This is a genomic window from Amycolatopsis sp. NPDC051373 (assembly GCF_040689465.1).
Lineage (GTDB): Bacteria > Actinomycetota > Actinomycetes > Mycobacteriales > Pseudonocardiaceae > Amycolatopsis.
On sequence record NZ_JBFBAE010000013.1, the window covers coordinates 244786 to 270711 of the forward strand.

Annotated in this window: 27 protein-coding genes; 11 read left to right on the forward strand and 16 right to left on the reverse strand. The window is 70.0% G+C overall.

Features of this window, described 5'->3' with window-relative positions; all coding sequences use genetic code 11:
• Positions 1-100: 100 nt before the first annotated feature.
• Positions 101-1729, reverse strand: a complete 1629-nt coding sequence (locus tag AB0383_RS25625; RefSeq protein ID WP_366188727.1) for a long-chain fatty acid--CoA ligase — start codon at positions 1727-1729, stop codon at positions 101-103.
• Between the two features lie 463 nt (positions 1730-2192).
• Here AB0383_RS25625 and mihF point away from each other — a divergent pair, with 463 nt between their 5' ends.
• Complete coding sequence (gene mihF / locus AB0383_RS25630; RefSeq protein WP_220244543.1) at positions 2193-2504, forward strand: integration host factor, actinobacterial type; 312 nt, start codon at positions 2193-2195, stop codon at positions 2502-2504.
• A gap of 92 nt (positions 2505-2596) precedes the next feature.
• On the forward strand, positions 2597-3751 hold the full coding sequence (locus AB0383_RS25635) for an isochorismate synthase (protein ID WP_364180426.1): 1155 nt from the start codon (positions 2597-2599) through the stop codon (positions 3749-3751).
• A 10-nt stretch (positions 3752-3761) separates the two neighbouring features.
• Here AB0383_RS25635 and AB0383_RS25640 read toward each other — a convergent pair whose 3' ends face one another.
• The gene (locus tag AB0383_RS25640) at positions 3762-4451 is read right to left on the reverse strand and encodes a 4'-phosphopantetheinyl transferase superfamily protein (RefSeq protein WP_364180428.1); all 690 of its coding nucleotides are present in this window, start codon (positions 4449-4451) and stop codon (positions 3762-3764) included.
• A gap of 147 nt (positions 4452-4598) precedes the next feature.
• Between AB0383_RS25640 and AB0383_RS25645 the strand changes: the two genes are divergently transcribed.
• Positions 4599-5768 carry an acyl-CoA dehydrogenase family protein gene (locus AB0383_RS25645; protein ID WP_366188728.1) on the forward strand — a complete coding sequence of 390 codons (1170 nt, stop codon included), beginning with the start codon at positions 4599-4601 and terminating at the stop codon, positions 5766-5768.
• A 107-nt stretch (positions 5769-5875) separates the two neighbouring features.
• Here AB0383_RS25645 and AB0383_RS25650 read toward each other — a convergent pair whose 3' ends face one another.
• The 4 genes from AB0383_RS25650 to AB0383_RS25665 are packed head-to-tail and all read right to left on the reverse strand — an operon-like array spanning position 5876 to position 9162.
• A complete protein-coding gene (locus AB0383_RS25650) occupies positions 5876-6199 on the reverse strand; it encodes a hypothetical protein (RefSeq protein ID WP_366188729.1) in 324 nt (107 codons plus the stop codon).
• Positions 6200-6245: 46 nt separating this feature from the next.
• Complete coding sequence (locus AB0383_RS25655) at positions 6246-6893, reverse strand: TetR/AcrR family transcriptional regulator (protein WP_364180434.1); 648 nt, start codon at positions 6891-6893, stop codon at positions 6246-6248.
• Positions 6890-8422: an ATP-dependent acyl-CoA ligase gene (locus AB0383_RS25660; protein WP_366188730.1), complete on the reverse strand. Its 1533-nt coding sequence runs from the start codon at positions 8420-8422 to the stop codon at positions 6890-6892. Before AB0383_RS25660 ends, AB0383_RS25655 begins: the two co-directional genes overlap by 4 nt.
• Positions 8419-9162: an enoyl-CoA hydratase/isomerase family protein gene (locus AB0383_RS25665; protein ID WP_366188731.1), complete on the reverse strand. Its 744-nt coding sequence runs from the start codon at positions 9160-9162 to the stop codon at positions 8419-8421. The genes AB0383_RS25660 and AB0383_RS25665 overlap by 4 nt, the downstream gene beginning before the upstream one ends.
• A gap of 47 nt (positions 9163-9209) precedes the next feature.
• Between AB0383_RS25665 and AB0383_RS25670 the strand changes: the two genes are divergently transcribed.
• Entirely contained in the window at positions 9210-10826 is a 1617-nt protein-coding gene (locus AB0383_RS25670) for an amidohydrolase (RefSeq protein WP_364180439.1), read from the forward strand.
• A 1-nt stretch (position 10827) separates the two neighbouring features.
• Here the strand turns inward: AB0383_RS25670 and AB0383_RS25675 are convergent, their stop codons facing one another.
• Positions 10828-11157: a hypothetical protein gene (locus AB0383_RS25675; protein ID WP_366188732.1), complete on the reverse strand. Its 330-nt coding sequence runs from the start codon at positions 11155-11157 to the stop codon at positions 10828-10830.
• Positions 11158-11202: 45 nt separating this feature from the next.
• Here AB0383_RS25675 and AB0383_RS25680 point away from each other — a divergent pair, with 45 nt between their 5' ends.
• The 4 genes from AB0383_RS25680 (at position 11203) to AB0383_RS25695 (ending at position 13963) form a co-directional block, all read left to right on the forward strand.
• Positions 11203-11643: a GNAT family N-acetyltransferase gene (locus AB0383_RS25680; RefSeq protein ID WP_364180443.1), complete on the forward strand. Its 441-nt coding sequence runs from the start codon at positions 11203-11205 to the stop codon at positions 11641-11643.
• 110 nt (positions 11644-11753) lie between these two features.
• Entirely contained in the window at positions 11754-12437 is a 684-nt protein-coding gene (locus AB0383_RS25685) for a metal-dependent transcriptional regulator (RefSeq protein WP_354874811.1), read from the forward strand.
• Between the two features lie 300 nt (positions 12438-12737).
• The gene (locus AB0383_RS25690) at positions 12738-13559 is read left to right on the forward strand and encodes an LLM class flavin-dependent oxidoreductase (RefSeq protein WP_364180445.1); all 822 of its coding nucleotides are present in this window, start codon (positions 12738-12740) and stop codon (positions 13557-13559) included.
• A gap of 74 nt (positions 13560-13633) precedes the next feature.
• Entirely contained in the window at positions 13634-13963 is a 330-nt protein-coding gene (locus AB0383_RS25695) for a transcriptional regulator (RefSeq protein WP_354874815.1), read from the forward strand.
• Here the strand turns inward: AB0383_RS25695 and AB0383_RS25700 are convergent.
• Positions 13874-14140, reverse strand: coding sequence for a hypothetical protein (locus tag AB0383_RS25700; RefSeq protein ID WP_364180533.1), 267 nt, complete (start codon positions 14138-14140; stop codon positions 13874-13876). The genes AB0383_RS25695 and AB0383_RS25700 overlap by 90 nt on opposite strands.
• A 48-nt stretch (positions 14141-14188) precedes the next feature.
• On the opposite strand from AB0383_RS25700, the gene AB0383_RS25705 reads away from it, so the two are divergent.
• The gene (locus AB0383_RS25705) at positions 14189-15259 is read left to right on the forward strand and encodes an alcohol dehydrogenase catalytic domain-containing protein (RefSeq protein WP_366188733.1); all 1071 of its coding nucleotides are present in this window, start codon (positions 14189-14191) and stop codon (positions 15257-15259) included.
• A 204-nt stretch (positions 15260-15463) separates the two neighbouring features.
• Entirely contained in the window at positions 15464-16084 is a 621-nt protein-coding gene (locus AB0383_RS25710) for an alpha-ketoglutarate-dependent dioxygenase AlkB (RefSeq protein ID WP_366188734.1), read from the forward strand.
• Here the strand turns inward: AB0383_RS25710 and AB0383_RS25715 are convergent.
• The 6 genes from AB0383_RS25715 to AB0383_RS25740 all read right to left on the reverse strand — a co-directional run bounded on the left by AB0383_RS25715 (position 16053) and on the right by AB0383_RS25740 (position 21325).
• A complete protein-coding gene (locus AB0383_RS25715) occupies positions 16053-16640 on the reverse strand; it encodes a helix-turn-helix domain-containing protein (RefSeq protein WP_366188735.1) in 588 nt (195 codons plus the stop codon). The genes AB0383_RS25710 and AB0383_RS25715 overlap by 32 nt on opposite strands.
• Positions 16641-17054: 414 nt before the next feature.
• Complete coding sequence (locus AB0383_RS25720; RefSeq protein ID WP_364180452.1) at positions 17055-17921, reverse strand: biotin-dependent carboxyltransferase family protein; 867 nt, start codon at positions 17919-17921, stop codon at positions 17055-17057.
• A complete protein-coding gene (pxpB, locus tag AB0383_RS25725) occupies positions 17921-18520 on the reverse strand; it encodes a 5-oxoprolinase subunit PxpB (RefSeq protein ID WP_364180453.1) in 600 nt (199 codons plus the stop codon). The genes AB0383_RS25720 and pxpB overlap by 1 nt, the downstream gene beginning before the upstream one ends.
• Positions 18520-19269, reverse strand: coding sequence for a 5-oxoprolinase subunit PxpA (locus AB0383_RS25730; protein ID WP_366188736.1), 750 nt, complete (start codon positions 19267-19269; stop codon positions 18520-18522). Before AB0383_RS25730 ends, pxpB begins: the two co-directional genes overlap by 1 nt.
• Positions 19260-20054, reverse strand: a complete 795-nt coding sequence (locus tag AB0383_RS25735; protein WP_366188737.1) for a putative hydro-lyase — start codon at positions 20052-20054, stop codon at positions 19260-19262. The genes AB0383_RS25730 and AB0383_RS25735 overlap by 10 nt, the downstream gene beginning before the upstream one ends.
• Positions 20051-21325, reverse strand: a complete 1275-nt coding sequence (locus tag AB0383_RS25740; RefSeq protein WP_366188738.1) for an MFS transporter — start codon at positions 21323-21325, stop codon at positions 20051-20053. The genes AB0383_RS25735 and AB0383_RS25740 overlap by 4 nt, the downstream gene beginning before the upstream one ends.
• A 124-nt stretch (positions 21326-21449) precedes the next feature.
• Between AB0383_RS25740 and AB0383_RS25745 the strand changes: the two genes are divergently transcribed.
• Positions 21450-22157: a GntR family transcriptional regulator gene (locus AB0383_RS25745; RefSeq protein WP_364180461.1), complete on the forward strand. Its 708-nt coding sequence runs from the start codon at positions 21450-21452 to the stop codon at positions 22155-22157.
• A gap of 511 nt (positions 22158-22668) precedes the next feature.
• Here AB0383_RS25745 and AB0383_RS25750 read toward each other — a convergent pair.
• Together AB0383_RS25750 and AB0383_RS25755 are read right to left on the reverse strand one after the other, a co-directional pair.
• Complete coding sequence (locus AB0383_RS25750) at positions 22669-24033, reverse strand: ricin-type beta-trefoil lectin domain protein (protein ID WP_366188739.1); 1365 nt, start codon at positions 24031-24033, stop codon at positions 22669-22671.
• A gap of 19 nt (positions 24034-24052) precedes the next feature.
• Entirely contained in the window at positions 24053-25924 is a 1872-nt protein-coding gene (locus AB0383_RS25755; RefSeq protein ID WP_366188740.1) for a ricin-type beta-trefoil lectin domain protein, read from the reverse strand.
• Positions 25925-25926 lie beyond the last annotated feature (2 nt).

The following is a 25926-nucleotide window of genomic DNA, read 5'->3' on the forward strand; positions in this document are numbered from 1 at the left end:
CCCAGTATTTCCTCCGACGCGCTCCGACGCCTGCCTTGAGAGCGCAAGACTCTCTCAAGACAGGCGCCGGACGTTCCGCGACTCGCCGGAGAATTACCCGTTAGAGCTGTGAGATGTCGAGCTTTCCCTCTGAGTAGGACGCGCGGATGCGCTTCTTGTCGAACTTGCCGACGCTGGTCTTGGGCACTTCGTCCACGAAGGTCCAGTTCTCCGGCAGCTGCCACTTCGCGACCTTGTCGGTCAGGTAGTCGCGCAGCTGTTCGGCCGTCACGCTCTGGCCTTCCTTCACCACGACGGCCACCAGCGGGCGCTCGTCCCACTTCTCGTCGGGGATGCCGACCACGGCCGCCTCGGCGACGGCCGGGTGGCCCATGACCTGGTTCTCCAGGTCGACCGACGAGATCCACTCGCCGCCGGACTTGATCACGTCCTTGGCTCGGTCGGTGAGGGTGAGGTAGCCGTCGGGGCTGATCTTGCCGACGTCACCCGTGCGCAGCCAGCCGTCGTGGAACTTGTCCGGGTCGATGGCGTCGCCGCCGTAGTAGGCGCCGGCGATCCACGGGCCCTGCACCTCGAGTTCTCCGACGGCTTCGTTGTCCCACGGCAGTTCCTCGCCGTTGTCGCCGATGAGCCGCGCGGCCACCGACGCGGGGAACCGGCCCTGCGTGTAGCGGTAGGCCCAGCGCTCCTCGCCGGTCGCACTGCCCGGCGGCCGCGCGACGCTGCCCAGCGGCGACGTCTCGGTCATGCCCCACGCGTGCAGGATCGGCACACCGTAGCGCTCCTCGAACGCGTGCATCAGCGAAGGCGGCGCGGCCGACCCGCCGACCACGACCTCGCGCACGTGGGAGATGTCCTGCGGGTTCGCGTCGAGGTGGGCGAGCAGGCCCTGCCAGATCGTGGGCACGGCCGCCGCGAACGTCGGCTTCTCGGCCGCCAGCATCGCGGCGATCGGGGCCGGCTGCAGGAAGCGGTCGGGCATGAGCAGCGACGCGCCGACCATCATCGCGGCGTAGGGCAGGCCCCACGACATCGCGTGGAACATCGGCACGATCGCCAGCGCGGTGTCCTCCTGGGCCAGCCGCATGCTGTCGGTCATGCAGACCTGCATCGAGTGCAGCCAGATCGAGCGGTGCGAGTAGACGACACCCTTCGGGTCGCCCGTCGTGCCGGACGTGTAGCACATCGCGGCGGCGGACCGCTCGTCGATCTCGGGCCAGTCGAACTCGCTCGGCTGGGCGGCCAGCAGCTCGTCGTAGGAGTGCACGGTGATGCCGTCGGGCGCCTCCAGCGTCGAGGCGTCGCCGTTGGCCACGACCACGTGTTTGACCGTGGTGAAGTGCGGCAGCTGCTTGGCCAGCAGCGGCACCAGCGTGCCGTCGACGATCACCACGTGGTCCTCGGCGTGGTTCGCGACGAAGGTGAGCTGCTCGGGGAACAGGCGGATGTTCAGGGTGTGCAGCACCGCGCCCATGGCCGGCACCGCGAGGTAGGCGGCCAGGTGCTCCGCGTTGTTCCACATGAACGTGCCGACGCGCTGGTCGCCCGTCACGCCGAGGGTGCGCAGCGCGTTGGCCAGGCGGGCGGCGTGCTGCCCGAGCTCGGCGTAGGTCTCCCGGCGGGCTTCTGAACCGGTCCAGGTGATGACTTCGCTCTTCGCGTGCACCTTCGTGCCGTGCCGCAGGAGCTTCGCCAGCGAAAGCTGCCCGTCCTGCATCGTGCTCAACATGGGTGACTCCCGTGGTGCTCGTTCGCCGGTGAACTGGGGTGCCGCCGACTCTAACGGCGGACGGGGCGCGGGGGCATGGTCAACTCGGGCAACCGTTCGGTCACGGCCATCCCCGTATCGGGTGGCGGCCTCCTGCGTCCATGATCAACTTACTACCGGACTTTTCCTTGCGGGACAACAAAAAATGGCGTCGTAACCGTCTCGAAATAGAGCCTCATTCGGGTGAGGTAATGGTGTCGAAAACGAGGGACGTCTGACGTTTCCGCAGGCCGCGAGGGGTCATCTCGTGACTTGCCCACCGGGTGGTCGGAGGGTGATAAGTGCGTGTCGGTTGAGCGCTCTTCGAGGGTGTGGCGTTTACTGGGGCCGTGGTAAGAGACGGCTGGCCAGCGCTTGCGCTTGCAAGCATCGGAGAAAAGCCGTCGGCCGCGTAAGCGGAGACCTGAGAGGAAAGGACACTACGTTGGCTCTGCCCACGTTGACTCCGGAGCAGCGCGCCGACGCCCTCGCCAAGGCGGCAGAGGCGCGTAAGGCGCGTTCGGAGCTGCTCGCGTCGATCAAGTCCGGCACCACGAGCATCGAGAAGGTGCTCAAGCAGGCCAAGGAGAACAAGACCATCGGGAAGACCAAGGTCACCCAGCTGCTCAAGGCCGTCCCCGGCCTTGGCGCGGTCAAGGTCGCCGCGCTGCTCGAGCAGGCGGGGATCGACCCCGACCGCCGGGCCGCGGGCCTCGGCGAGCGCCAGCGCGAAGCTCTTATCGACGCGCTGAAGTAAGGACCCCGGTCTCCCGCGGGGAAAGTGCGCCGAAGGTGTTCTTCTGGCAACACTTTCCCCGCGGAGCTCCCGGATCCTGGGACGCTGGAGCGGTGACGACCAGTACCGCACCGGCGACCCCGGTCGAGACAACCGTCCGCTACCAGCGTGGCGACTTCCTGTTCGCGACGGCCCGGCGAGCGCTCCTCGCCCAGGGTTCGGTCGCCGCCGTGACCGACATCGATCCACGGCGGCTGGCCAGGACCGTGGCCGAAGAGCTGACCAGCTCGGGCGTGCCGCTCGCGGTCGGGACGCTGCCGTTCGACACCGGCCCGGACACGACTACGCCGGGTCATCTCGTCCTGCCGCGCACGGTCCACCGGGCGCAGGCCGAGGGCGAAAGCAGTGCTGTCGCCGCGTCGGAAGAGCTGCCCGCCCCGAGCGTCACCTGTGAGGTGCCGTCCGAGGAGGGCCACAAGGCCAACGTGCGGGCCGCCGTGGCGGCCCTGCGCGACCGTGGCCTGCGCAAAGCCGTGCTCGCCCGGGCCCTCGAGCTCGAGTTCGCCTCGTCGGTGCCGGTCGAGAAGATCGTGCGCAACCTGGCCCGCGGCAACCCGCGCCACTTCACCTACGCCGCCGAGCTGCCCGGCGGGCGCACGCTCGTGGGCGCCACGCCCGAGCTGCTGCTCTCCCGCGCCGGCGACTCCGTGTTCACGACCCCGCACGCAGGGTCCATGCCGCGCTCGGCGGATCCTGTCGCGGACCGCGCCAACGGCGAGGCCCTCCTGGCGTCCGCGAAGGACCAGGAAGAGCACGCCGTGGTGATCGACTACGTCGTGGAGGCCCTGCGGCCGTTCTGCCGCAAGCTCGACGTGCCGCCGGCCCCGGAGCTCGTGTCGACGCCCGCCATCTGGCACCTGCGCACGGCGATCACCGGTGAGCTCGTCGACCGCGCCGTCACCGCCCTCGACCTCGCCGCGGCCCTGCACCCGACCCCCGCCATCTGCGGCACCCCGACCGCCGCCGCGCGCGACCTGGTCCAGGAGCTGGAGCCCTTCGACCGCGGCTACTACGCCGGCAGCGTCGGCTGGGTCGACGCGGTGGGTGACGGTGAGTGGGCTGTGGCGATCCGCTGTGCGGAGGTGGCGGACACGTCGATGCGGCTGTATGCGGGTGGTGGGATTGTGCCGGCGTCGGATCCGCAGGCGGAGTTCGACGAGACGATCGCGAAGTTCCGGACCCTGCTGGGCGCGATGGGTCTCGACTGACCGGTGAGGCTCAGGGGAGCCAGTGCTCCTCGGTGACGTCCAACGCCTCCGTGGTGAGGGCCGCCACGGCCGCCCGGTGGCCCTCGGCCGCCTTGAGGTCCGCCAGCCGCGTGCGAGCGGGGTCCAGCGCTGGGTCGCCGGAGGACACGAGCTCGGCCGGCGCGTCGTAGGGCGAGAACGTGATGCTCTGCAGCGGGATCTTCAGGCCCTTGCCGGTGGCCTTCATGACGGCCTCCTTGCGGGTCCAGTAAACGAAGAAGGCGGCGGATCGCGAGGCCTCGGGCAGCTCCGCCACGGCCTGCTGCTCGGCCGGGCTCAGGGCGTACTCGATGAGCGACTTGTCGGCCCGGCGCGAAGAGGTCTCGACGTCCAGGCCCACCGGCACGCCGTCCGTGGCGGCCACGCCGATGAGCTGGCCTGAGTGCGAAATCGACAACGTAAGGTCCGAACCGGGCACGCGGGGCCGGCCGTGGGGCTTGCCGCAGTCCTCGCAGGTGGCGTCGAAGACCACGGACTCCACCGGCACGCCCAGGCGCGCCGCCGTGAGCGTCTTCGCCAGCACGCGGCCGGTCAGGAAACGGCGCTTGTCCAGCTCCAGCCGGTAGGCCTCGAAGCGGCCGCGCTCGAGCTCGTCGAGCAGCCGAAGGAAGCGGTCCTCCGCCGCCAGTGGCTCCGACCACCGGACCACGATCTGCGTCACCTGGCACCCTCCTCGTCCACCCTCGATCTTCCCGGCGCCGGGGCGCGTTGTCACGGTAACCGGCCAGGTACTAGGGGGACCCCGAGGCGACGCGGTACCCTCGGCTAAGCAAGCGCTTAGCCGGACGGCTTGGAAAGGGACGACTCGATGGATTTCACCCTGAGCACCGAAGAACGCGAAGTGCGCGACTGGGTGCGCACGTTCGTGCAGCGCGAGCTGGTGCCGCGTGAGCAGGAGGTGCTCCGCCGCGAGCGCGCCGGCCAGCCGGGCGTCACGGCCGAGGAGCTGACGGAGTTGCAGCTCAAGGCCAAGGAATCCGGCTTCTGGGGCGTGCTCACGCCGGAGGAGTACGGCGGCATGGGGCTCTCGGCCGTGATGGCCGCGCTACTGGAGGCCGAGCTGGGCCGCACCTTCGTGCCGTTCCGCTTCGGCGGCGCCGCGGACAACATCCTGTTCCACGCCAACGAGGAGCAGAAGCAGACCTACCTGCTGCCGACGATCTCCGGCGAGCGCAAGTCGTGCTTCGCCATCACCGAACCCGGCGCCGGCTCCGACGCGAAGGCCATCCGCACCACCGCGCGCAAGGACGGCTCCGACTGGGTCATCAACGGCGAGAAGACCTTCATCACCGGCGGCAACGAGGCCGACTTCGTGATGGTCTTCGCCATCACCGACCCGGAAAAGGGCGCCAACGGTGGCGTCACCTGCTTCCTCGTCGACCGCGAGATGGGCTGGAAGTCCGAGTACATCGACACGATGGGCGAATGGGGCCCGGCGGCGCTGGTGTTCCAGGACGTGCGCGTGCCCGAGTCGCAGATCCTCGGTGAGGAGGGCTGCGGCTTCGAGCTGGCGATGCAGTGGATCGGCCAGGGCCGCTACCTGCTGCCCGCCCGCGCGATCGGTTCGTGCGAGCGCCTGATCTCCATGGCCATCGAGCACGCCAACACGCGCGAGACGTTCGGGCAGAAGATCGCCGAACGCCAGGCGATCCAGTGGATGATCGCCGACTCCGGGGTGGAGCTCGAAGCGTTGCGCTGGCTCGTGCTGCACGCCGCGTGGCAGGTCGACCAGAAGATGGACTCGCGCCACGCGCAGTCGATGGCGAAGCTCTACGGCGGCCAGAAGGCCAACGAGATCGTGGACCGCGTGCTGCAGATCCACGGCGGCATGGGCTACACGCGCGAGCTGCCGGTGGAGCGCTGGTACCGCGAGCTGCGGCTGCTGCGCATCTACGAGGGCACCGACGAGATCCAGCGCCGCACCATCGCGCGCAACCTGCTCAAGGGCCACGTGAAGGTCGGTGGCGCGCTCGGCTGAGCCGTAAAAGCCGAGTGTGAAAACGGCATGAAAACCGTGAAGGCCTCGTGGCGGGACGCGTGGTCCGGCCACGAGGCCTTCAGGGGATGAACGGTGATCTCAGTGAATCACTTGCTGCTGTTGCGGAGGGCGATGGGGACGCCGGCCAGGTCCTCTTCGTTGCAGAGCACCTTCACGTCGTAATACGGGGAACCCTGGCGGTCGTCGTAGTCCAAGTGGATCGCCAGGATGTCGAGCGGTTCACCGAGCCACTCCTGAGCTTGACGCAGCCACAAGGCACAGCGTTCGAGTGCGGTGGGCAGATCGTCGTCGCGGAACTCGACCGGGCGGTAAGGCACATCCTGCACCTGGTCGCGGGGATTTGCTGGAGCGGGCAGGCTAGGTGCGAGACCCGAGTCGTCCAATTCCAGGTGGATCGTTTGCTCAGTCACCCTTCGAGCGTCCCCCACGTTCGCCCAATCAGCAAGGCGTAGGTCGCTAAAACCCCGGCTGAACAGGCATGTCCCACACCTGGGCGACCACTTCCAGGCACTGTCGCAGATCGGGAACAGCTACGGCAACGGGGTGTCCGAGCGCCCCGAGCGCCAGCTCCGCGTAGTGCGTGGCCAGCCCTTCGAGCGGCAACGGCCCCCTTGGTGAGTACCAACGGGCAACTCCGCTGCACATCTCCAGCAGTGCCAGGCGCGTCACGGCCGGGTGTGGGGTGTGGAACACGCCCGCGGCGACGCCGTCGGAAATCGCCTGTGCCCACAGGCCCTCGTATTCGTCCCGCAGAGCGACGACTCGCGTACGCGCGGCATCCGAAAGCGCGTCGACCTCGTTGTCCACCACGCGGGTTTCGGCGGGCCGCGCGGCGTGGGCGAGCACGTGAAGCGCGACGAGCGAACGCAGGCGCGCCACCGGGTCGGCCGCGCCGGCGGTGGCCTTGTCCGCCGCGTCGAGCAGCCGCCGCAACGCGGTGGTCATGATCTCGACGAGCAGGTCCTCCTTGGTGCCCATGTAGTGGTACAGGCTCGCCGACGACAGCTCGGCCTCGCTCGCGAGTTCGCGGATGCCGGTGCCGTGGAAACCCTTGGCGGCGAACAGTTTCACGGCCGCCGCGCGCACGCGTTCACCGCTGCTCACAGCCACGTCCCCGTGGTCCGGTCCCACGCGTCGGCGCGCAGGTCCGCCACCTTCCGCAGCTCGCCCTTCGCGACGCGTTCGGACGGGGTGAGCGGTAGTTCGTCGGCGAAGGCCCAGAACCGCGGCACCTTGAAGTAGGCCAGTTTCTCCGCGCAGAACTCCGCCAGCTCCTCGGGTGTCGGCGAACCTTCGCAGACGACGTAGGCCTTCACCTCTTCGCCGCGCAGCTCGTCCGGCACCGCGAGCACCGCCGCCAGGCGTACGGCGGGGTGCAGCAGCAGCGCGCGTTCGACCTCGTCGGCCGAGACGTTCTCGCCGCTGCGCCGGATCATGTCCTTGGTGCGGCCCACGAAGAAGACGCGGCCCTCGGCGTCCATGCTCGCGAGGTCGCCCGTGTGGAACCAGCCGCCGGCGAACGCGCGCGCGGTGGCTTGCGCGTCGTCGTGGTAGCCGTGCATCAGGCCGATACCGCGGATGAGCAGCTCGCCGGTTTCCCCGCGCGGCAGGGGTTTCCCGGCCTCGTCGGCGATCATCACCTCGCGGTCGCGGCTGGGCCGGCCGATGCAGCCGGTGCCCACGGCGACGTCGTGGTCGGCCTCCGGCACACGGATGTCGCCGCCGGTCTCGGTCATGCCGAACGCCTCGTACCACGGCGCGCCCCACCGCTGTTCCAGCTCGGCGTGCAGCTCACGCGGGATGGCCGACGCGCAGATCGCACGCACGCGGTGGTTGCGGTCGTTTTCGTGCGGCGGCTGGCGCAGTAGGAGTGTCGGCATCAGGCCGAGGCAGTAGAACCACGTGACTCGGTGCTCGCGCACCTTGGCCCAGAACGTGGACGGGTGGAAGCGGTCGAGCACCACGAGCGTCGCGCCGCCCGCGAGTCCCAACGCGACGTTCCACTGTGGATCGATGTAGTGGAACGGCTGGGCGGTCAGGAGGATGTCTTCTTCTCCGATGGCGGGGAAGTCCGTGGCGAGGCTGACGGCGAGCGTGGTCCAGTACCGGTGCGGCAGCACGCAGCCCTTGGGCGCGCCGGTGGTGCCGGAGGTGTACTGGATGTTCACGGGCTGCTCGGCGACGACGGCCGTGGCCGGCTTCGCGTCCGAAGCCCGCAGCTCCGCCGGCGTCAGCACTCGCTCCACAGCGGTGTCCGGCGCGATCTTCTCCAGCAGCTCCACGAACTCCTCGGCCCCCACCGCGAACCGCGCGCCGGAGTGGCGCAGCACGTGGGCGCCGTCGAACTCGCGGTAGTTCGTGTTTACCGGCACCAGCACCGCGCCGAGCTTCGCCATCGCGAGCCACAGCAGCGGGAACTCCGGCTGGTTGCGCAGCATCACGGCCACGCGGTCGCCGGGCCGCACGCCCAGCCCGTGCAACGCGGCGGCGAACCGGCCGCTGCGCTCGTCGACGTCGGCGAAGGTGAACCGCTCGCCCGTCGCGTCGAAGACCCACGCCGTGCGCTCCGGCCACAGCTGCGCGGCGCGGTCGAGCAGCGCCACGAGGGTGTCGGCCTGCTGCAGGGTCTTCACGCACGGCTCCGGAACGCCTCGGTGGACTCGCGCACGGCGGCCGAGTGCTCGGTGATCAGCGCGTGGCTGACCTCCAGCTCCAGGGCTGATTCCAGCGCGTGGTCGATGCCGGAGTCGAGCGCCCGCTTGGCCATGGTGGCGGCCTCGGCGGGGTGGTGCGCGATCTTTTCGGCCCAGCCCAGCGCCAGCGTCATGAGCTCGGCGGCCGGTACGGCGGCGTTGACCAGGCCCAGGTCGTGGGCGCGCAGGCCGTCGAAGCGCTCGCCGAGCAGGAGCAGCTCCTTGGCCCTCATGGGCCCGACGAGCAGCGGCAGCAGGCGCGAAGCCGCGCCCGTCACGCTGAGCCCGAGCGAGACTTCGGGGAAGCCGAACACTGCGTCGTCGGCGGCCAGCACCAGGTCGCAGCCGAGCGCGAACTCCGCGCCGGCGCCGAGCGCGTAGCCGTGCACAGCGGCGATCACCGGCTGCGGCAGCGCGCGCAGCTTGCGAGTCACGTCCTGCAGCCGGTCGAGCCGGGCCCGCGAGTCGCCTTCCGGCGTCGGCTCCTTGAGGTCGTGGCCGGCGCAGAAGGCGCGGCCGTTGCCGGACAGCAGAACCACGCGGGCGGTGCTGCGTGCGACGCCGTCCAGCGCGGTCAGAAAGTCGTCCACCAGCACGGGCGCCACGGCGTTCAGCCGCTCGGGGCGGTTCAGCTGGATGTGCGCGATGCCGCCCTCGACGGCGAGGTCCACGGTGCTCATGACAGTGAGCCTAGACGTTCGATCGATCGATCGATAGGGTCGCGTTCATGCGGGTCGACGCGGTGTACGAGAACGCCCGGCTGCTCACCGGGGACAGTGCTACCGGGGAGAGCGCCACCGGGGACAGTGCGCTCGCCGTGCTGCACGGCCGGGTCGTGGCGCTGGGCGAGGACGCCGAGGCGCTGTCGGCGCGCCGGCGGATCGACCTCGGCGGCGCTTACGTGGTGCCCGGGTTTCACGACGCCCACAACCACATGGCGTGGTTCGGCATGGGCCTGGACGACGTGGCGCTGAGCGACTGCCGCAGCGTCGAGGAGGTCTACGACGCAGTGGCACGCCGGGCCGCCGAGCTGCCTGCCGGCAGCTGGGTCATCGGCAGCGGTTACGACCAGAACAAGCTGGCCGGCGGCGCGCACCCCGACCGCCACGGCCTCGACCGCGCCGCGCCCGGGATGCTCGTGCGGCTCAAGCACACGTCCGGGCACATGACCGTGGTCAACTCCGCCGTGCTGCACCAGCTCGATCTCGCGCACGTGCCGGTGGGCGGCGACGTGGTGCTCGACGCTTCCGGGTCGCCGACCGGGCTGCTGCGTGAGCAGGCCCAGCTCCTGCTGCGACCGCTGACCTACCCGGCGCCGATGGAGTCCGTGGTCCGCGGCCTCGACCGCGCGAGCGAGCGGTTCCTGGCCGAGGGCATCACGAGCGTGCAGGAGGCCGGCATCGGCGGCGGGCTGGTCGGGGAGACGCCCGCCGAGCTGGCCGCCTACCAGCTGGCGCGCGAACGCGGGGTGCTGCGCGTGCGGAGCACGGTGATGGTGGCCGCGAGCGTGCTCCACGACCTGCCCGACGGCGCCGGGTTCGGCCTTGACCTGGGCCTGCGCACGGGCTTCGGCGACGAGTGGCTGCGCGTCGGGCCGATGAAGCTCTTCGCCGATGGTTCGCTGGTCGGGCGCACCTGCGCGATGCACGAGCCGTTCGCGGGCGAGCCGGACAACCGCGGCTACTTCCAGGTACCCGAGGAGGAGCTGGCCCGCACGATCCGCATCGCGCACGACGCGGGCTGGCAGATCGCGACGCACGCCATCGGCGACCGCGCCATCACCGTGGTGCTCGACGCGTACGAAGCCGCGTTGGCCGCTTCGCCGCGCGAGGACCACCGGCACCGCATCGAGCACTGCGCGGTGCTTCAGCCGGCGGAGCTGGCTCGGCTGGCTCGGCTCGGGCTCATCGCTTCGCCGCAGGGCCGGTTCGTGAACGAGCTGGGCGACGGCATGCGCGCCGCGCTCGGCGAGTCACGGGTGCCGTGGTGTTACCGCCTGCGCAGCGTCCTCGACGCCGGCTGCGTGCTGCCCGCGAGCTCGGACCGGCCGGTCGTCGACGGCGCGCCGCTGCTCGGCCTGGCCGACATGGTGCACCGGCGCACGTCGTCGGGCGCGCCGTTCTCGCCCGAGGAAGCGCTCACCCCGCAGGAGGCGCTGCGCGCGTACACCTACGGCTCGGCGTACGCGACCTTCGCCGAACACGACCTCGGCACGCTGGAGCCGGGCAAGCTGGCAGACTTCGTAGTCCTTTCGGGTGATCATCTGTCCACTATGGACGCTGTGGAAGATGTCCGCGTGCTCGCCACCGCCGTGGGTGGCGAACTGCGCTACGAGGCATCGTGACCTATCGCTTGCCGACGAACGCACACGCTTCGCGCGCCAACGCGGGCCAGTCGAGCGACGACTCCTCGTCGAGCGTGAACCACTCCTTCATCGGCGTGCCTTTGTTCGCGTCGAACCGCACGCCGTGGCCCTCGGCCACCAGCGCGTCGACGCGGCGCTTCGGCAGCTTTACCACGAGGCGCCCGCGCACGAGCATGGCGAAGATGCGGTTGTCCACGCGCAGGGCACTCGACCCGAACCCGCTTCCGGGCCGTGGCGGCTCGACGCCCTCGGCGTCTTCGCCGCCCAGCAGCTCGTCGATCAGGTTCTCGAACCGGTCTTCGGGGCTCATGTCCGCACCGTAACCGCTACCACCGACAAGATTGGGGCTCCTCGCATGCCCGTCCGCGACGCCGTCTTCGAAGACGCCGAAGAGATCTGCGCGCTCATCGAAGAGCACGCCGTGTACGAGGACAAGCACGACCTGAAGCTCGACCGCGCCGAGATGAGCGGATACCTGTTCGGGCCCGAGCCCAAGGCGTGGGTCGTCCTCGCGACGCTGCCGCACCGCCCGGACGTGGTCGCGGGCTTCGCGTTCTGCAGCTGGAACTTCTCGACGTGGGAAGCGCGGCCGGGGATCTGGCTCGACGACCTGTTCATCCGCCCCGAACACCGCCGCCACGGGCTGGGCCGCGAGCTGCTCGACGAGCTGCGTTCGCGCACCACCGGCCGCGTCGAGTGGGACATGCAGGCGGGCAACGAGAAGGCCGAGGCGTTCTACGAGCAGCTGGGCGCGGAGCCCGTGCCGGGCTGGATCAGGTACCGCTGGCGGCCGTGAGTGCGGCCGTCCGGACCACGCCGGTCCGGACCGAGTCGTTCAGCGTTGAACCACATTCGGGCGCCCCACGGCGTCCGGACGGTGAGGGGCGAGCCCGTATCGTATGCGGTATGGAAGATGGTTCCGTCCGGAGGTCGTCGTCGGTCGAGGACTACGTGCGCGTGATCTACGGGCTCGTCGAGCGCGGTGAGGCCGTGACCAATGCGACGCTGGCGGGACGGCTCGAGGTGAGCCCGTCGTCGGCGTCGGGCATGGTCACGAAGCTTTCGCAGCTCGGCCTGGTGGCCCACGTGCCCTACCGGGGTATCGAGCTGACCGCCGAGGGGCGGCTGCTGGCGCGCTCGGTGCTGCGCCGGCACCGGTTGATCGAGACCTACCTCGTCTCCGAGCTGGGCTACACCTGGGACGAGGTCCACTCGGAGGCCGACGCGCTGGAGCACGCGGTGTCCGACCGGCTGGTCGAGCGCATCGCCGCCAAACTCGGCAATCCCCTGCGCGATCCGCACGGCGATCCCATCCCGGCCCCCGACGGCAGCGTCGAGGAGGTGCCGATGCGCATCCTGGACGACCTGCCGCCCGGTGCCGTCGGCGAGATCGTGCGCGTGTGGGACACGGACCCGGAACTGCTGCGCTACCTCACCGAGCACGCCATCGGCCTGGGCGAACGCATCGAGGTGGTGGAGCGCCAGCCGTTCGGCGGGCCGATGGTCGTGAAGGTGGGCCAGCCGCCGGACGCGGCGACGCACGCGATCGGCAAGGAGATCGCGCAAGCGCTGTCTGTCGCCGTGCGCTGAGCTGTTCTGGGCTGCGGACAGGGCTGAGCCGGCGGCAGGGCTGGGTTGGCGGCAGGCTGGGTTGGCGGCAGGGCTGGGCTGGCGCAGAGCTGGGCCGGCGGCAGGGCCCACCCTCCCAGGGGGCCGCCCAAGATCCATTCTACCTGCGCGCACCGACAAAACCCGGTGCTCACTGGAGTTGTCCACAGGCAACCAAGATCGCCGATTCCGCGCTGAGCAAACCTGCGCTGCCGGGCGTACGCGCCGGTGTCGCTTCTCGGCGGATGTGGGCTACCCCCGCCGGCGCCGACGATGGTCGCCATGACCACCAAACCGTTCCGCTTCGGGATCGTCTCCGGGTACGCCCCCGACCTCAAGGCCTGGACCGACCAGGCCCGCCGGATCGAGGAGCTCGGCCTCGACACCCTGCTCGCCACCGACCCCGTCGGCGACGCCGACCCGCTCACGCTGGTGCCCGCGGCCGCCGCCGTCACCAGCCGCCTCACGCTGGGCACCTTCGTGCTCGCTGACCCGTTCCGCGACGTCCGTCAGCTCGGCTGGCAGGTGTCCACGTTGCACCGCGTGACGGGCGGCCGGTTCGAGCTCGGCCTGGGCGTCGGGCGGCCCGGCGCCGGTGCGTTCGCGCGCGGCCTCGGCCGGGAGTTCGCGTCGCCGGGTGAGCGCATCGCGCGCCTGGCCGACACCATCGCGTTCCTGAAGCAGACGCCCGAGCGGCCGCGCCTGCTGCTCGCCGGCGGCGGGCCGAAGATGCTCGCGCTCGCCGCGCGCGAGGCCGATGTGGTCACTCTGTCGTGGGCACCGCAGACCACGGAATCCGAAGCCGATTCTATTGTGGACAACTTCCGCGAAATGGCGGGCACGCGATTCGCCGACATCGAACTTTCGGTGAACTTGATTGCCGTCGGAAATGCGCCGGCGCCGCAGATCGCGAAGTACACCGGTGTGGACGTACCCGAGCTCGCCGCTGCCGGCGCAGTCACGGTTCTGCCGGAAAACCCGGCTGTAGCAAAGGAAACTCTTCTCCGGTGGCGCGAACGGTGGGGGATTTCCTACGTCACCGTCAATTCCGGCTACGCGGAACCCTTTGCGGAGATCGCTCGTTCTCTCTCCGCAGGCGGGTGAGTGCCCTTCCGATCATGTGGACTCCGGCCTACGCTCCGAGGTTTCGGGAAGCGACATGGTTCGGAGCGTGTGCGATGACCGGTCAGCGAACGTCGACGATGGACAGGGCGGAAACGGCGGAACGGGATCTCGGGCGGCTGCTCGAGGCCGGCCCGTTCGCGGACGCCCTGCGGGCGGCAATCAGGGCGAGGGGGCTAGGACTGGATAGGATCAGATATCGCTTGCGTGGCAGGGGAACTTCCCTCAGTCTCGCGACATTGAGCCACTGGCAGTCGGGGCGGTGCCGCCCGGAGCGGCCGGAATCGTTGCAGGCCCTAAGGAATCTGGAAGACATCCTGGGTGTCCCGCCGAATTCCCTGCGGCGGCTTCTCGGTCCTTCGCGCTCGCGCGCTCAGCACCGATAAGCCACCTTCGGCTGTGTTTTCGGCCTCGGCTCCGCCGAGGCGTGCGAGATCGCCTTTGAGCCGGTTTCCGGATTGAGCGACCGGATCGGCCTGGCGGCCGATCGCGCCGCCCAATCCGGAAACCGGCGCGATCTCGCGTTGTGGGCTTGGCGGGGCGGAAGCGCGCGGCAGGAGCATGTCGAGCAGGGTGCGGGTGGGACTGCTGCCTCTCCTACGATCGAGCGCATGCGTGCGGTCGTGATCGAGGATTTCGGGGTGCTGCCCCAGGTGGTTGAGGTGCCGGATCCGGTGGCGCCGCCTGGCGGGGTGGTGATCGCGGTGGACGCCACGGGTGTGTGCCGCAGCGACTGGCACACGTGGCAGGGCCACGACGAGGCCGTGAAGCTGCCGCACGTCGCCGGCCACGAGCTGGCGGGGCGGATCGCTGCGATCGGTGCGGGCGTGCGCGGCTGGGAGGTCGGCGCGCGGGTGACGGTGCCGTTCGTGTGCGCGTGCGGTAGCTGTGCGCAGTGTGCGCGCGGTGACCAGCAGATCTGCGACGACGAGTTCCAGCCGGGCGCCACCCACTGGGGGTCGTTCGCGGAGCTCGTCGCGATCGAGCACGCGCAGGCGAACCTCGTCGCGCTGCCGGACGCGATGTCGGCGGCGGAGGCGGCCGCGCTCGGCTGCCGCTTCGGCACGGCGTTCCGCGCGGTGCTGCGGCAGGGCGGCGTGCGCGCCGGCCAGTGGGTTTCGGTCTACGGCTGCGGCGGCGTCGGGATCTCCGCTGTGCTGCTGGCCGCGGCGGCGGGCGCGAAGGTCGTGGCGGTGGACGTCTCGCCGGCCGCGCGAGCGCTCGCCGAGCGTTCGGGCGCGGTGCTGAGCGTGGACGCGGGCGCGTTCGAGGGGCCGGAGGCGCTCGCCGAGCACGTCCGGTCGCTGACCGGCGGCGGCACCCACGTGTCGCTCGACTGCCTGGGCTCGCCGGCCACGTGCGCCGCTTCGGTCGGCAGCCTGCGCAAACGCGGCCGGCACGTGCAGGCGGGCCTGATGCCGCCCGCGCAGGGCGTCGCGCCGATCCCGATGCACCGCGTGATCGGCGGCGAGCTGGAGATCGTGGGCATCCATGGCCTGCAGGCGCACGAGTACCCCGAGTTGCTGAGCGTGGTCGAGCGGTCGGGTATCGACCTCGCGGGCCTCATCGGCACCCGGATCGGCCTCGACGACGTGCCGGCCGCGCTGGCCGCGATGAACGACCCCGTGCCCGCGCGCGCCGGCGTGACCGTGGTCGAGATCGGGCAGATCGAGTTTGCGTGACACAGTGTGATGAGTCTTGGCCGTCGCGTCACGTTTCCATCTTGTAGCTGATCGACACCTGGCCTGTGACACACGAGTGTGGGAGTGTCAAAAGCGGCGGTTACGGCGAGGGGTGCCGCCGCAGGAGCGCCCGGCTGGACCCTTCGGGTGGCTCCTGCGGTCTGCCGCTCTCCTGGGACCGAACCGTTTGCGACAATGCTCGCGATGGAACTGCTGCCACGTCCCCGGGTCGAACTCGCGCCTGGCGCGGTCCACGTCCCCGACTGGCTCGACCTCGACGAACAGCGCTCGCTCGTCGAGGCCTGCCGTGGCTGGCGCGACTACCGCCAGACCCGCCTGCCCAGCGGCGCGATGATGTCCGTCCGCATGGTCTGCCTCGGCTGGCACTGGCTCCCGTACCGCTACTCCCGCACCCGTGAGGACGGCTCGCCGGTGGAACCGTTCCCGCCCTGGCTGGGCGACCTCGGCCGGCGCGCGGTGGCCTCGGCGTACGGCGACCCGGCCGGCTACGAACCCGACGTCGCCCTCGTGAACTACTACGACGCCACGGCCAAAATGGGCCAGCACGAGGACAAGGACGAGCGCTCCCTGGCGCCGGTCGTGTCCCTGAGCCTCGGCGACACGTGCGTCTTCCGCTTCGGCAACACCGAGAACCGCAACCGGCCCTACACGGACATCGAGCTGCGCTCCGGCGACCTGTTCGTCTTCGGCGGCCCCTCGCGGCTGGCGTACCACGGCGTGCCGCGCACCCTGCCCGGCACGGCCGACCCGGCGCTGGGCCTGACGGGGCGGCTCAATCTGACGTTGCGGGTGTCGGGTTTGTGAGGTTGTCCTCCGGTAGTACGACGAGCCGGATGGCCATGTCCCGCGCGCCTGGCTCCGCTTCGGTCGTGTACTTCCACAGCAGCGCCCGGAACTCGGTCGCAAACGCTTCCACCTGGTCTTTGGTGAGCGTGAGTCCGGCCCGGTAGATCTGGTTCCAGCCTTCCGAACTGTCGTAGCCGGCGTACGCGCGGACGACGAGGTCGAGGTCGTGGCTCATCTTCAGCGCACCGATCTGCGTGGCGGCCGTGCGCTCGTCGTCGGTCAGTTCGAGGCCGGGCGGGGTGTAGATGTTGGTCATCATCGAGCGCCACCACCGTTCGCGGCCCGCCGAGCGCTCCTCGATCTCGGCGATCAGCTTCTGCTCGGCGAGCTTGCGCAGGTGGTAGCTCGTGGTGCCCGTGCTCTCGCCGAGCGCCTTGGCGACGCTCGTCGAATTCGCTTCGCCGTGTTTGCCCAGGTAGCCGAGGATGTCGCGGCGCACCGGGTTGGCCAGTGCCTTCTGGAGGGCCTTGAGGTCGGGGCCGGTGAGGACCCGCTGTTCCGGTGGTTCCGCCATGCCACTCAGCGTAGTGCAGAGAACCATTGCAGAAAAAGTTTGCAAAAAGTCTCTGCAATTGACTAGCCTGGCCGGGACGAAGGGGAAGTCATGAAGAGGGGTTGGGTGCCGGCGCTCGCCGGAGCGGGATTGCTGCCGTGGCTGGGAATCTTGGCCGCGACTCTGCCCGACACGTATGCGGCGCAGCACTGGCGGCTCGCGTGGATGGGGCTCGACGTGCTGGAGTCGGCCGGCCTGCTGCTCACCGGCTGGTGGCTGCTGCGCGGCGATCGCCGCGCGCCGGCCCCCGCGGCCGCCACGGGGGCGCTCCTGCTGGTCGATGCGTGGTTCGACGTGACCACGGCCGGGCCGGACGTCGCGGCGTCGGTGGCGATGGCGGTGCTCGAGGTGCCACTGGCGGTGTTCTGCCTGGTGTCAGCCTTCGCGGCTCAGCGCGAAGCGCACGCGCTGCCCGGGCCGCAGCTGCGCGGCGACGTCGAGGTCGGGTTCGCGGACGACGGCGGGCACGGGATAGCCGCCGGTCACGGGGTGGTCGGCGAGGAAAAGGATCGGCACGCCCGAGGGTGGCACCTGCAGTGCACCCGGCACGGCGGCTTCCGGCGGCAATTCGCCGGAGCGTGCGCGGTCGAGCGGCGGCCCGTCGAGCCGGACGCCGACGCGGTCGAGGTCGGTGGTCACCGTGTAGCGGGAGGTGACCAAAGTGGACAGTGCTGTCCGCGTGAACCAGTCGAGGCGCGGCCCGGGGGTGACGCGTAGAACCGGTTCTTCCGAAAGCCGGGCCAGCGGAGCCAGGTCGACGACCGGCTGACCGGCGACGACGTCCCCCACCGGAAGGGTCATGCCCGGAGCCAGGGGCGGCGGCCCGAGCCCGCCCATGGTGTCGGTGGCCCGCGCGCCGAGCACAGGCCGCACGTCGAAACCGCCGCGGACAGCGACGTAGCAGCGCAGGCCGCGGGTGGCCGTGCCCAGCGCCAGCTCCTCGCCCACCCGCAGCATGATGGGTCCGTTCGGTGCGGCCGCTCGCCGCCCGGCCCACACCGCGACCTCCGCACCGGTGACGGCGACCAACGCGCCTTCGGAGACCCGCAGCCGCAACCCACCGAGCGTCACTTCCAGGGCCGCGTGCGTCTCGGGATTGCCGACCAGCCGGTTCGCCAGCCGCAACGACGATCGGTCCGCCGCCCCCGACCGCCCGACCCCGACGGCGGCGAGACCGGGCCGGCCCAGGTCTTGAACGGTCGCGAAGGGACCGGTCGCGAGCACTTCCACCTTCCCGGTCATCACACCGCCTCGAACCGCACGCGCGTGCCCGGCGTGAGCCGGTTGGGCGGGTCGCGCTCGACGTCCCAGACCGGCAGCGAAGTCGTCCCCACCAGGTGCCAGCCACCGGGGGACGGGCGGGGGTAGACGGCCGAGTACTCGCCCGCGATGGCGACCGAACCGGCGGGCACGCGGGTGCGTGGCACGGAACGGCGCGGCAGGTGCAGCGCGGGATCCAGGCCCGTCAAGTAAGCGAAACCCGGCGCGAAGCCGCAGAACGACACCACGTACGAAGCCGAGCTGTGCAAGGACACGACCTCCCGCACCGACAACCCCGAAGCCTCCGCGACATCGGCGAGATCCGCCCCGTCGTAGCGCACCGGCACGGTGACGGCACCCGAAGAGCCGGTGGCAACATCCACAGTGGACACCGAAGACAACAACCGCGTCAACGAAGCCACCTCCACCACCGCAGGATCGAACCGCACCAACAGCGTCCGCGCGGCCGGCACCAGCTCCACCACCCCGGCCGGCAGATCCGCCTCCAACGCCGCCTGCAACCCGAGCACGTCCTGAGCCTCCACGAGAACCGCGGAACCGCCGTACGGCAACACGGCCATCACACGAACGACTCCACCGTGACCCCCGCCTCCGTCAACGAAGCACGAATCCGCCGCGCGATGTCCACGGCCCCCGGCGTATCACCGTGCACGCAGAGGGAAACCGCCCTCAGGTCGAGCTTCCCGCCGGCCACATCGAGGACCGAACCCGTCGTTGCCATGGCCGTGGCGCGCGCGGCGACCTCGTCGGCGTCGTGCAGCACCGCACCCGGCAGCTTGCGGGACACGAGCTGCCCCTCCGGCGTGTAAGCCCGATCGGCAAACGCCTCCGCGTACCCCGTCACACCGGCCGCCGAAGCCGCGCGCAGCATCTCGGAGTCCGGCGGGCACAACAGCGCCAACCCGGTGCCGAACTGCCGCACGCCCTCCACGAGCGCCGCCGCCTGCGCCGGATCCACCGCCGCCGTGTTGTACAGCGCACCGTGCGCCTTCACGTACTTCACCGAAGACCCCGCAGCTCGCGCGAAAGCGTCCAACGCGCCGATTTGGTACAGCACGTCGTCCGTGAGGTCCGCGGGTGAGATGTCCAGCGCCCGGCGGCCGAAGCCGGCGAGGTCGCGGTACCCCACGTGCGCCCCGATCGTCACGCCCCGCTCGGCCGCGCGGGCGCACACCCGCCGCATCACGCCGGGGTCGCCCGCGTGGAAGCCGCACGCGATGTTCGCGCTGGTCACGATGTCAAGCATCGCCTCGTCGTCGCCCATCCGCCACGCGCCGAAGCCTTCGCCGAGGTCACTGTTCAGATCCATGTCACTCCCGTCTCGCGCTGGTCTGTCAAGAACATGTACCCCGGCGCGTGCGTGATGGCGAACGGCGGCCGCGAAGCCATCACCGCCGCCTGGGGGGTGACGCCACAGGCCCAGAACACCGGCACGTCGCCGGGTTCCAGGTCCACGGCGTCGCCGAAGTCGGGCCGCGCCAGGTCCGCGATGCCCAGCGCGGCCGGATCGCCGACGTGCACCGGGGCGCCGGGCAGCGAGGGCGACGCCGAGGTGATCCGCACGGCCTCGTCGAGCAGTTCGGCCGGGACCGGCCGCATCGTCACCACCAACGGTCCGTGCAGCCGCCCGGCCGGCGTGCACGGACGGTCGGTCACGTACATCGCCACGCCGCGCCCCTGCGTCAGGTTCCGCAGGGGCACTCCGCCCGCGACCAGCGGCGCCTCGAACGAGTAGGTGCAGCCGATCGAGAACGCCACCATGTCGCTGCGCCGCAGGCCCGTCGCGTCGCCGACCTCGCCGGTCAGCACCCCGTTGTGCCACACGCGGTAGCGCGGCAGATCGGTGCGCAGGTCGGCGCCCGGCGCGAGCCGCGATCCCGGGTCGCCGGGCCGGCTGACGTCGAGCACTGGGCACGCGCGCGGGTTGCGCGCGCAGAACAGCAGCACATCGTCGGCCCAGTCCTGCGGCACGGCGATCAGGTTGGCCTGCGCGTAGCCCCGCGCCCAGCCCTCGGTCGGCCGCTCGGTGCCCGCGCGGAAGAGCGCGCGGGCCTCGGCAGGTGTCAGCGTGGCTGGGTCGCGGAACGTGGTCATGACCCGATCCCGGTCAGTTCCCGTCCGCGGGTTTCGGGCAGGCCCAGCAACGCGAGCGCGGCGATCGCGTACCCGACGGCACCGAGCGCGATCGCGCCACCCGCGCCCATGAACCCGACCACCGCGGGGAACGCGGCACCCACCGCGCGCCCGAAGTTGTACGTGAAGCCCTGGCCAGTGGCCCGCACCTCGGTCGGGTACAGCTCCGCGAGGTACGCGCCGAAGCCGCTGAAGATCGCCGACGTCGAGAACCCCAGCGGGAAGCTGATCAGCAGCATGAGGCCGTTGGCGCCGTAGGGTAGCTGCACGAACAGCACGATCAGCGCCGCCGACAGCACCGAGAACAGCAGGAAGGTTCGCTTGCGCCCCAACAGGTCCGCGAGGTACCCGCCGCAGACGTAGCCGATGAACGCGCCGGGGATCAGCAGCGCGAAGTACCCGCCGGTGCCGACCACGGACAGGCCGCGGGCAGTCTTGAGGTACTGGGGCAGCCACGTGAACAGCGTGTAGTACCCGCCCTGGACACCGGTCGCAAGCAGCGCCGCGAAGAGCGTGGTGCGCAGCAGGCCGGGGCGGAAGATGCCGGCGAGCGAACCGCGCGCCTTGGTCTTCAGAGTCGTCAGCCGGCGTTCGGTCACGTGCTCCGCGTCGGTCACGCGGCGGCGCACCCACAGCACGAGCAGCGCCGGCAGCACACCGACCCAGAACAGCACGCGCCACGCGACGGCGTCGTCGAGCACGCTGAACAGCACGGTGTAGACGATCACCAGCAGGCCCCAGCCCACGGCCCACGCGCTCTGCACGAACGCGACGGTCCGGCCGCGGTAGCGCGCCGAGCAGTACTCGGCGACCAGCGCGGCGCCGACGGCCCACTCGCCACCGAAGCCGAGGCCCTGCAGGCCGCGGAACACCAGCAGCGTCTCGAAGTTCGGTGCGAAACCGCAGAGCACCGTGAAGACCGTGTACAGCGCGATGGTCAGCTGCAGCGTGCGGACGCGGCCGATGCGGTCGGCCAGCACGCCGGCGCCGATGCCGCCGATCGCGGAGACGACCAACGTGGTCGTGCTGAGCAGGCCTGCCTCGCCGGAGGAGATGCCGAAGTACGCCGTGATGGCGGCCAGACCGAACGGCAGGGTCTGGTAGTCGAAGGAGTCGAGTCCGTAACCGCCGAAGGCGGCGAAGAAGGCGCGCTTGCCCTTGGGTCCGAGGGAGCGGAACCACTCGAACGGCCGGGCCGCACTCGTGATGCCTGCTGTCACGTTCGTGTTCATGGGTACCTCGCAGGGAGAGTTCTCATAGTGGCACGAGTCACATGGCAGTCACCGTACGGATCGTTGAACAATTCCACAAGTCTCTCATTTTATCGTTCTCAACCCTGCGGCTACGCTGGGCGACGTGGTCACCGACGAGAGCCCGCTGGGCCTGGAAGCCGACCGCGGCCTGCTGAGCCGCACGAGCACCGCGGAGCGGGTCGCCGGAGTGCTGCGCACGCGCATCGCAGAGGGCTTCTTCCTGCCCGGCGGCCGGCTGTCGGAGCAGGACATCGGCAACGCGCTGGGCGTCTCACGCAACACGCTGCGCGAGTCGTTCCGCCTGCTCACGCACGAGCGGCTGCTCACCCACGAGCTCAACCGCGGCGTCTTCGTCCGCGTGCCGACGGTCGACGACGTGCGCGACATCTACCGTGTCCGCAAGCTCGTCGAGTGCGCCGCGGTCCGCGGGATCTCCGAGCGGCCGGCGTCCTACGACCAGATTGCGGCCACGGTCGCCGAGGGTGACCAAGCAGCCGAAACCGGCCGTTGGCAGGACCTCGGCACGGCGAACATCCGGTTCCACAGCGAGCTCGTCGCGTTGACCGGGAGCGAGCGCGTGGTTGAGCTGATGCAGGGCCTCACGGCCGAGCTGCGGCTGGTGTTCCACGTGATGGCCGACCCGCGGCGGTTCCACGAGCGCTACCTGCCGCGCAACCGCGAACTGCTCGGGCCGCTCGGAGAAGGAGACGGTCGGCGCGCGGAAAAACTGCTCGCGGCTTACCTCTCCGACGCGGAAGCGCAGCTCGTCGAGGCGTACTCGGAGCGTTCGGTGGACGGCGCGAGTCTGTAACTCACGGTGGTGGTCCAAACCGGACTGCCCGCCGTCTCGCGCCGGGGCGGGATCCGTGTCAGGGGCCCGAAAATCGCCGTGACCCGACGGGAAAGTGTGTGCTGCGCCATGGAAAACGTTTGCCACGAGTTGCGCGTCCGTGACGCAGGAACGGCACTACTTCCGTCGGAAAAGGGATGAAGCACTTGCTTACATAGCGTGCTTTCGCGCGGATGGGCACCCGAATGTGGCCGTTCGTGCCGTCCGTAGTCTGGGTGGTGTCAAGATCGCGGACACCTGATTAACGTCTTCATCAGGTCGCGTGAAGCGATGGGCCCCCCACGCCCCGGAACCCCCAGACGGGGCGTGGGCCCCTTCGCGAAGACCGAATCGGGATGGTCGCCCCCAGTGCCCGATCCGGCGTGCGTGGCCAGGAGATGGTGGAGATGGTGGAGCAACGGCGAACCGTGGTCCCCGGGGGGAGATCACGGTTCGCCGCTGCGTTGTTTCCGATTCAGTCCACTTCGGATCCTCAGCCGGCGTACTGGGCGAACACCTTGGTGTAGTCCCACGGCTGCTGCGAGACCTTCGAGCAGCTGTCGTCCGGACCACCCGTGCACGGTCGGTCACGGTTGGCCGACCAGAACGTCAGCCGCGACAGGTGATGCTGGTTCGCGTAACCCAGGATGGTGGTGAAGTCCGCCACGGTCACCGTCTCGTTCTGGTCGGTGATGCCGTTCATGGACGAGATGCCCATGTGCCGGTAGGCGTTGTCGTCGGTGTAGCCGAAGGCGTTCTTGACGACGTTCTTCAGGCCCTCGGCCGCACGTGTGGTGAGGGTGCCCATGTTCTGCCCGGCGCCGCCGAAGTCGAACGGCATGATGACCCAGCCGTCGGCCGCGAAGCCGGACTGCGCCGCGCGGTTGACCAGGCTCGAGTCCGGGCCGCTGGTGCCCGTGCCGAACGTGACGTAGATCTTGATGCCCGGGTTGTTGGCACGCACGGTCTTGAGCGCATCGACGGTGCGCTGCTGCACCGTCGGGTTGCTGTAGGCGTCGGCCTCGATGTCGATGTCGATCGCCTTGAGGCCGTAGGCGTTGATCACCTTCTGGTACGCCGACGCGAGCTCCCCCGCGCTGCCGCACGAGGACTCCAGCTTGTTGCCGCTGTAACCGCCGAACGACGGGATCACGTCGCCGCCCGCGCCGCGCACGGTGTTGATCGTGCCCTGGTCCACGCCGCCGGTGAGCGCACGCGCGCCGTCCCACTGCGGGTTGCAGTAGCCGTTGGACAGCACGAACGCCAGCGTGAACCACTTCACGCCCGTCGCGTTCATGATCGTGGTCGGATTCGGCGGCGCGCCCCAGCCGTTGTAGATGTACGGGGCCACGGCCATCGCGCCGGCCGAAGGCGGCGGAGTCGTGTCGCCGCCGCCGGAAGGCGCGGTCCACTTCTGGTTGGCCGTGCCGGTGCACGTCCAGATCTGCAGGCGCGTGCCATCGGCCGAGCTCTGGCCGGTGGCGTCGAGGCACTTGTTCGCCGCGGTGTTCACGATGTCGTGGTCGGCGCTGACCGTCCACTGCTGCGCGCCGGTGCCGTTGCAGTCGTACAGCTGCACCTTGGCCCCGTCGGTGGTGGCTGCCGAGGCCACGTCGAGGCACTTGCCGAGCGCCCGGATCGTGCCGTCGGAGCCGACGTTCCACTGCTGTGCCGTGGTTCCGTTGCAGCCGTAGAGCTGCACGGCGGAACCGTTGGCGCTGTTCGCGCCGGCGACGTCGACGCACTTGCCGCCGAGGCCGGTGATCTGCCCGGTCGCCGCCTGCGCGTCGGCCGGGATCAGGATGACGGCGGAGGCGGCGAGCAGGCCGCCGAGCGCCGCGAGGACTCTTCTTCTCATCGGGGACTCCTGGGGAGGGTTACGGTGTGGTCCACTTCTGGTTGGCCGCGCCGGTGCACGTCCAGATCTGCGTGCGCGTGCCGTTGGCCGAGGTGTTTCCGGTGACGTCGAGGCACTTGTCGGCGGCGGTGTTCACGATGTCGCGGGACGAGTTGGCCGTCCATTGCTGCGCGCCGGTGCCGTTGCAGTCGTACAGCTGGACTTTCGAACCGTCCGTTGTGGACGCCGCGCTGACGTCGAGGCACTTGCCCAGTGCCCGGATCGTGCCGTCGGAGCCGATGGTCCACTGCTGTGCGCCCGTGCCGTTGCAGTCGTAGAGGTCGACCGCGGTGCCGTTGGCGCTGTTGGCGCCCGCGACGTCGAGGCACTTGCCGCCCAGCCCGGTGATCTGGCCGGTGCGGCCGGTCGGCGGCGTGGTGGTGCCCCCGCCCGCCTGCGTGCCGTTCCACGTGAACGTGGCCGACGTGTGGCCCGGCAGCGTGTAGGTGAACGACTGCCCGCCCCAGTTCACGCGCACGCTCTGGTTGCCCGTGCCCGAGTTGTACGCGATGAGGGCCTTGGACCCGTCCGGGTTCTTCCACGCGACGTTGCGCACGGTGGCGTTGTCGTTCGAGTCGATCCGCACCGCGCCCGGCTTCACGAACTTGGTGAGGTGACCCATCGTGTAGTACTCGACGGTGTAGTCGACCTGGCCGTTGCGGCCGTCTCCGTTGTGGACGGTCACGAGGCCGGTGCAGGTGTCACAGCCGCCGTTGTGCGGGTTGTGGGCCTGGTCCATCGCGAGGCTCCACTTGGTGACCGTGCGGCTCCAGTTGCGCGTGTAGTCGACGATGTTGTTCATGTCCTCGGCCTGCTGGTTCGACACCCAGGTGCCGCCGGAGTGCTCGGTCGAGTACGCGTTGACGTTCGGATACTGGTTGTGCACGGTCGTCTGCTGCGACACGTTGCCGCCGTACCCATGCCACGCCATGCCACCGAAGTTCGGGTCGTCGCGGATGGCCGGGTCGTCCATCGTCGGCGCGGCGAAGGACAGGTACTGGTCCCAGTTCCAGTCCAGCGCCAGGACCTTGGTCGACAGCCCCGCCGTGTGCAACGCGGGCAGCAGGTTGTTCTTGGTGAAGTAGGCCAGGCCCGAGCCGTTCCAGTTCGTGGACGGGTAGCTCGCGCAGCACGTCGGCTCGTTCTGCACGGTGAGGTAGTTGATCGGCACGCCCGCGTTTTGATACGCCTGCACGTACTTCACGAAGTACTGGGCGTAGGCGTTGTAGTACTGCGACTCGACCCAGCCGAGCTTGTAGTCGTCGTTGTCCTTCATCCACGGCGGTGCGCTCCACGGAGAAGCCATCACCTTCAGCTGCGGGTTGAGCTGTTTGGCCTGCTGCGTCAGCGGCAGCACGTCCACCTGGTCGTGGGCGATGGAGAAGTGCTGCAGGTTCGGGTCGGTCTGCCCGGCGGGCATGTCGTCGAACGTGTAGCTGTAGCGCGCCAGGTCCGACGCGCCGATCGGGTTGCGCAGGAAACTGATGCCGATGCCGGCGTTGGGATCGAACAGCTTCTGCATCACCTGGTTGCGGGTGCTCGCGGACAGCAGGTTGCTGGAGTTCAGCAGGTATGCCGCGCTGTCGGTGAAGGACGCGCCCGCGCCTTCGAACTGCTGGTAGGTGGTGTTCTCGTTGACGTTGATCGTGGCCTGGCCACTGCCGGTGCCGGCGGAGAACGCGATGGGCGTCTGCTGCTGCAGGCCGCGCGTCACGTTCACGCCCTTGGCGTCGTCGGTGGTGGTGAGCCAGATGTTCACGGCCTCGCCGGCGGCCTGCGCGGTCGGGACGGCCATTGTGGACAGCGCCAGGGCCGCCGCGCCGAGCAGCGGGAGCAGGTGGCGTTTGCGCATGC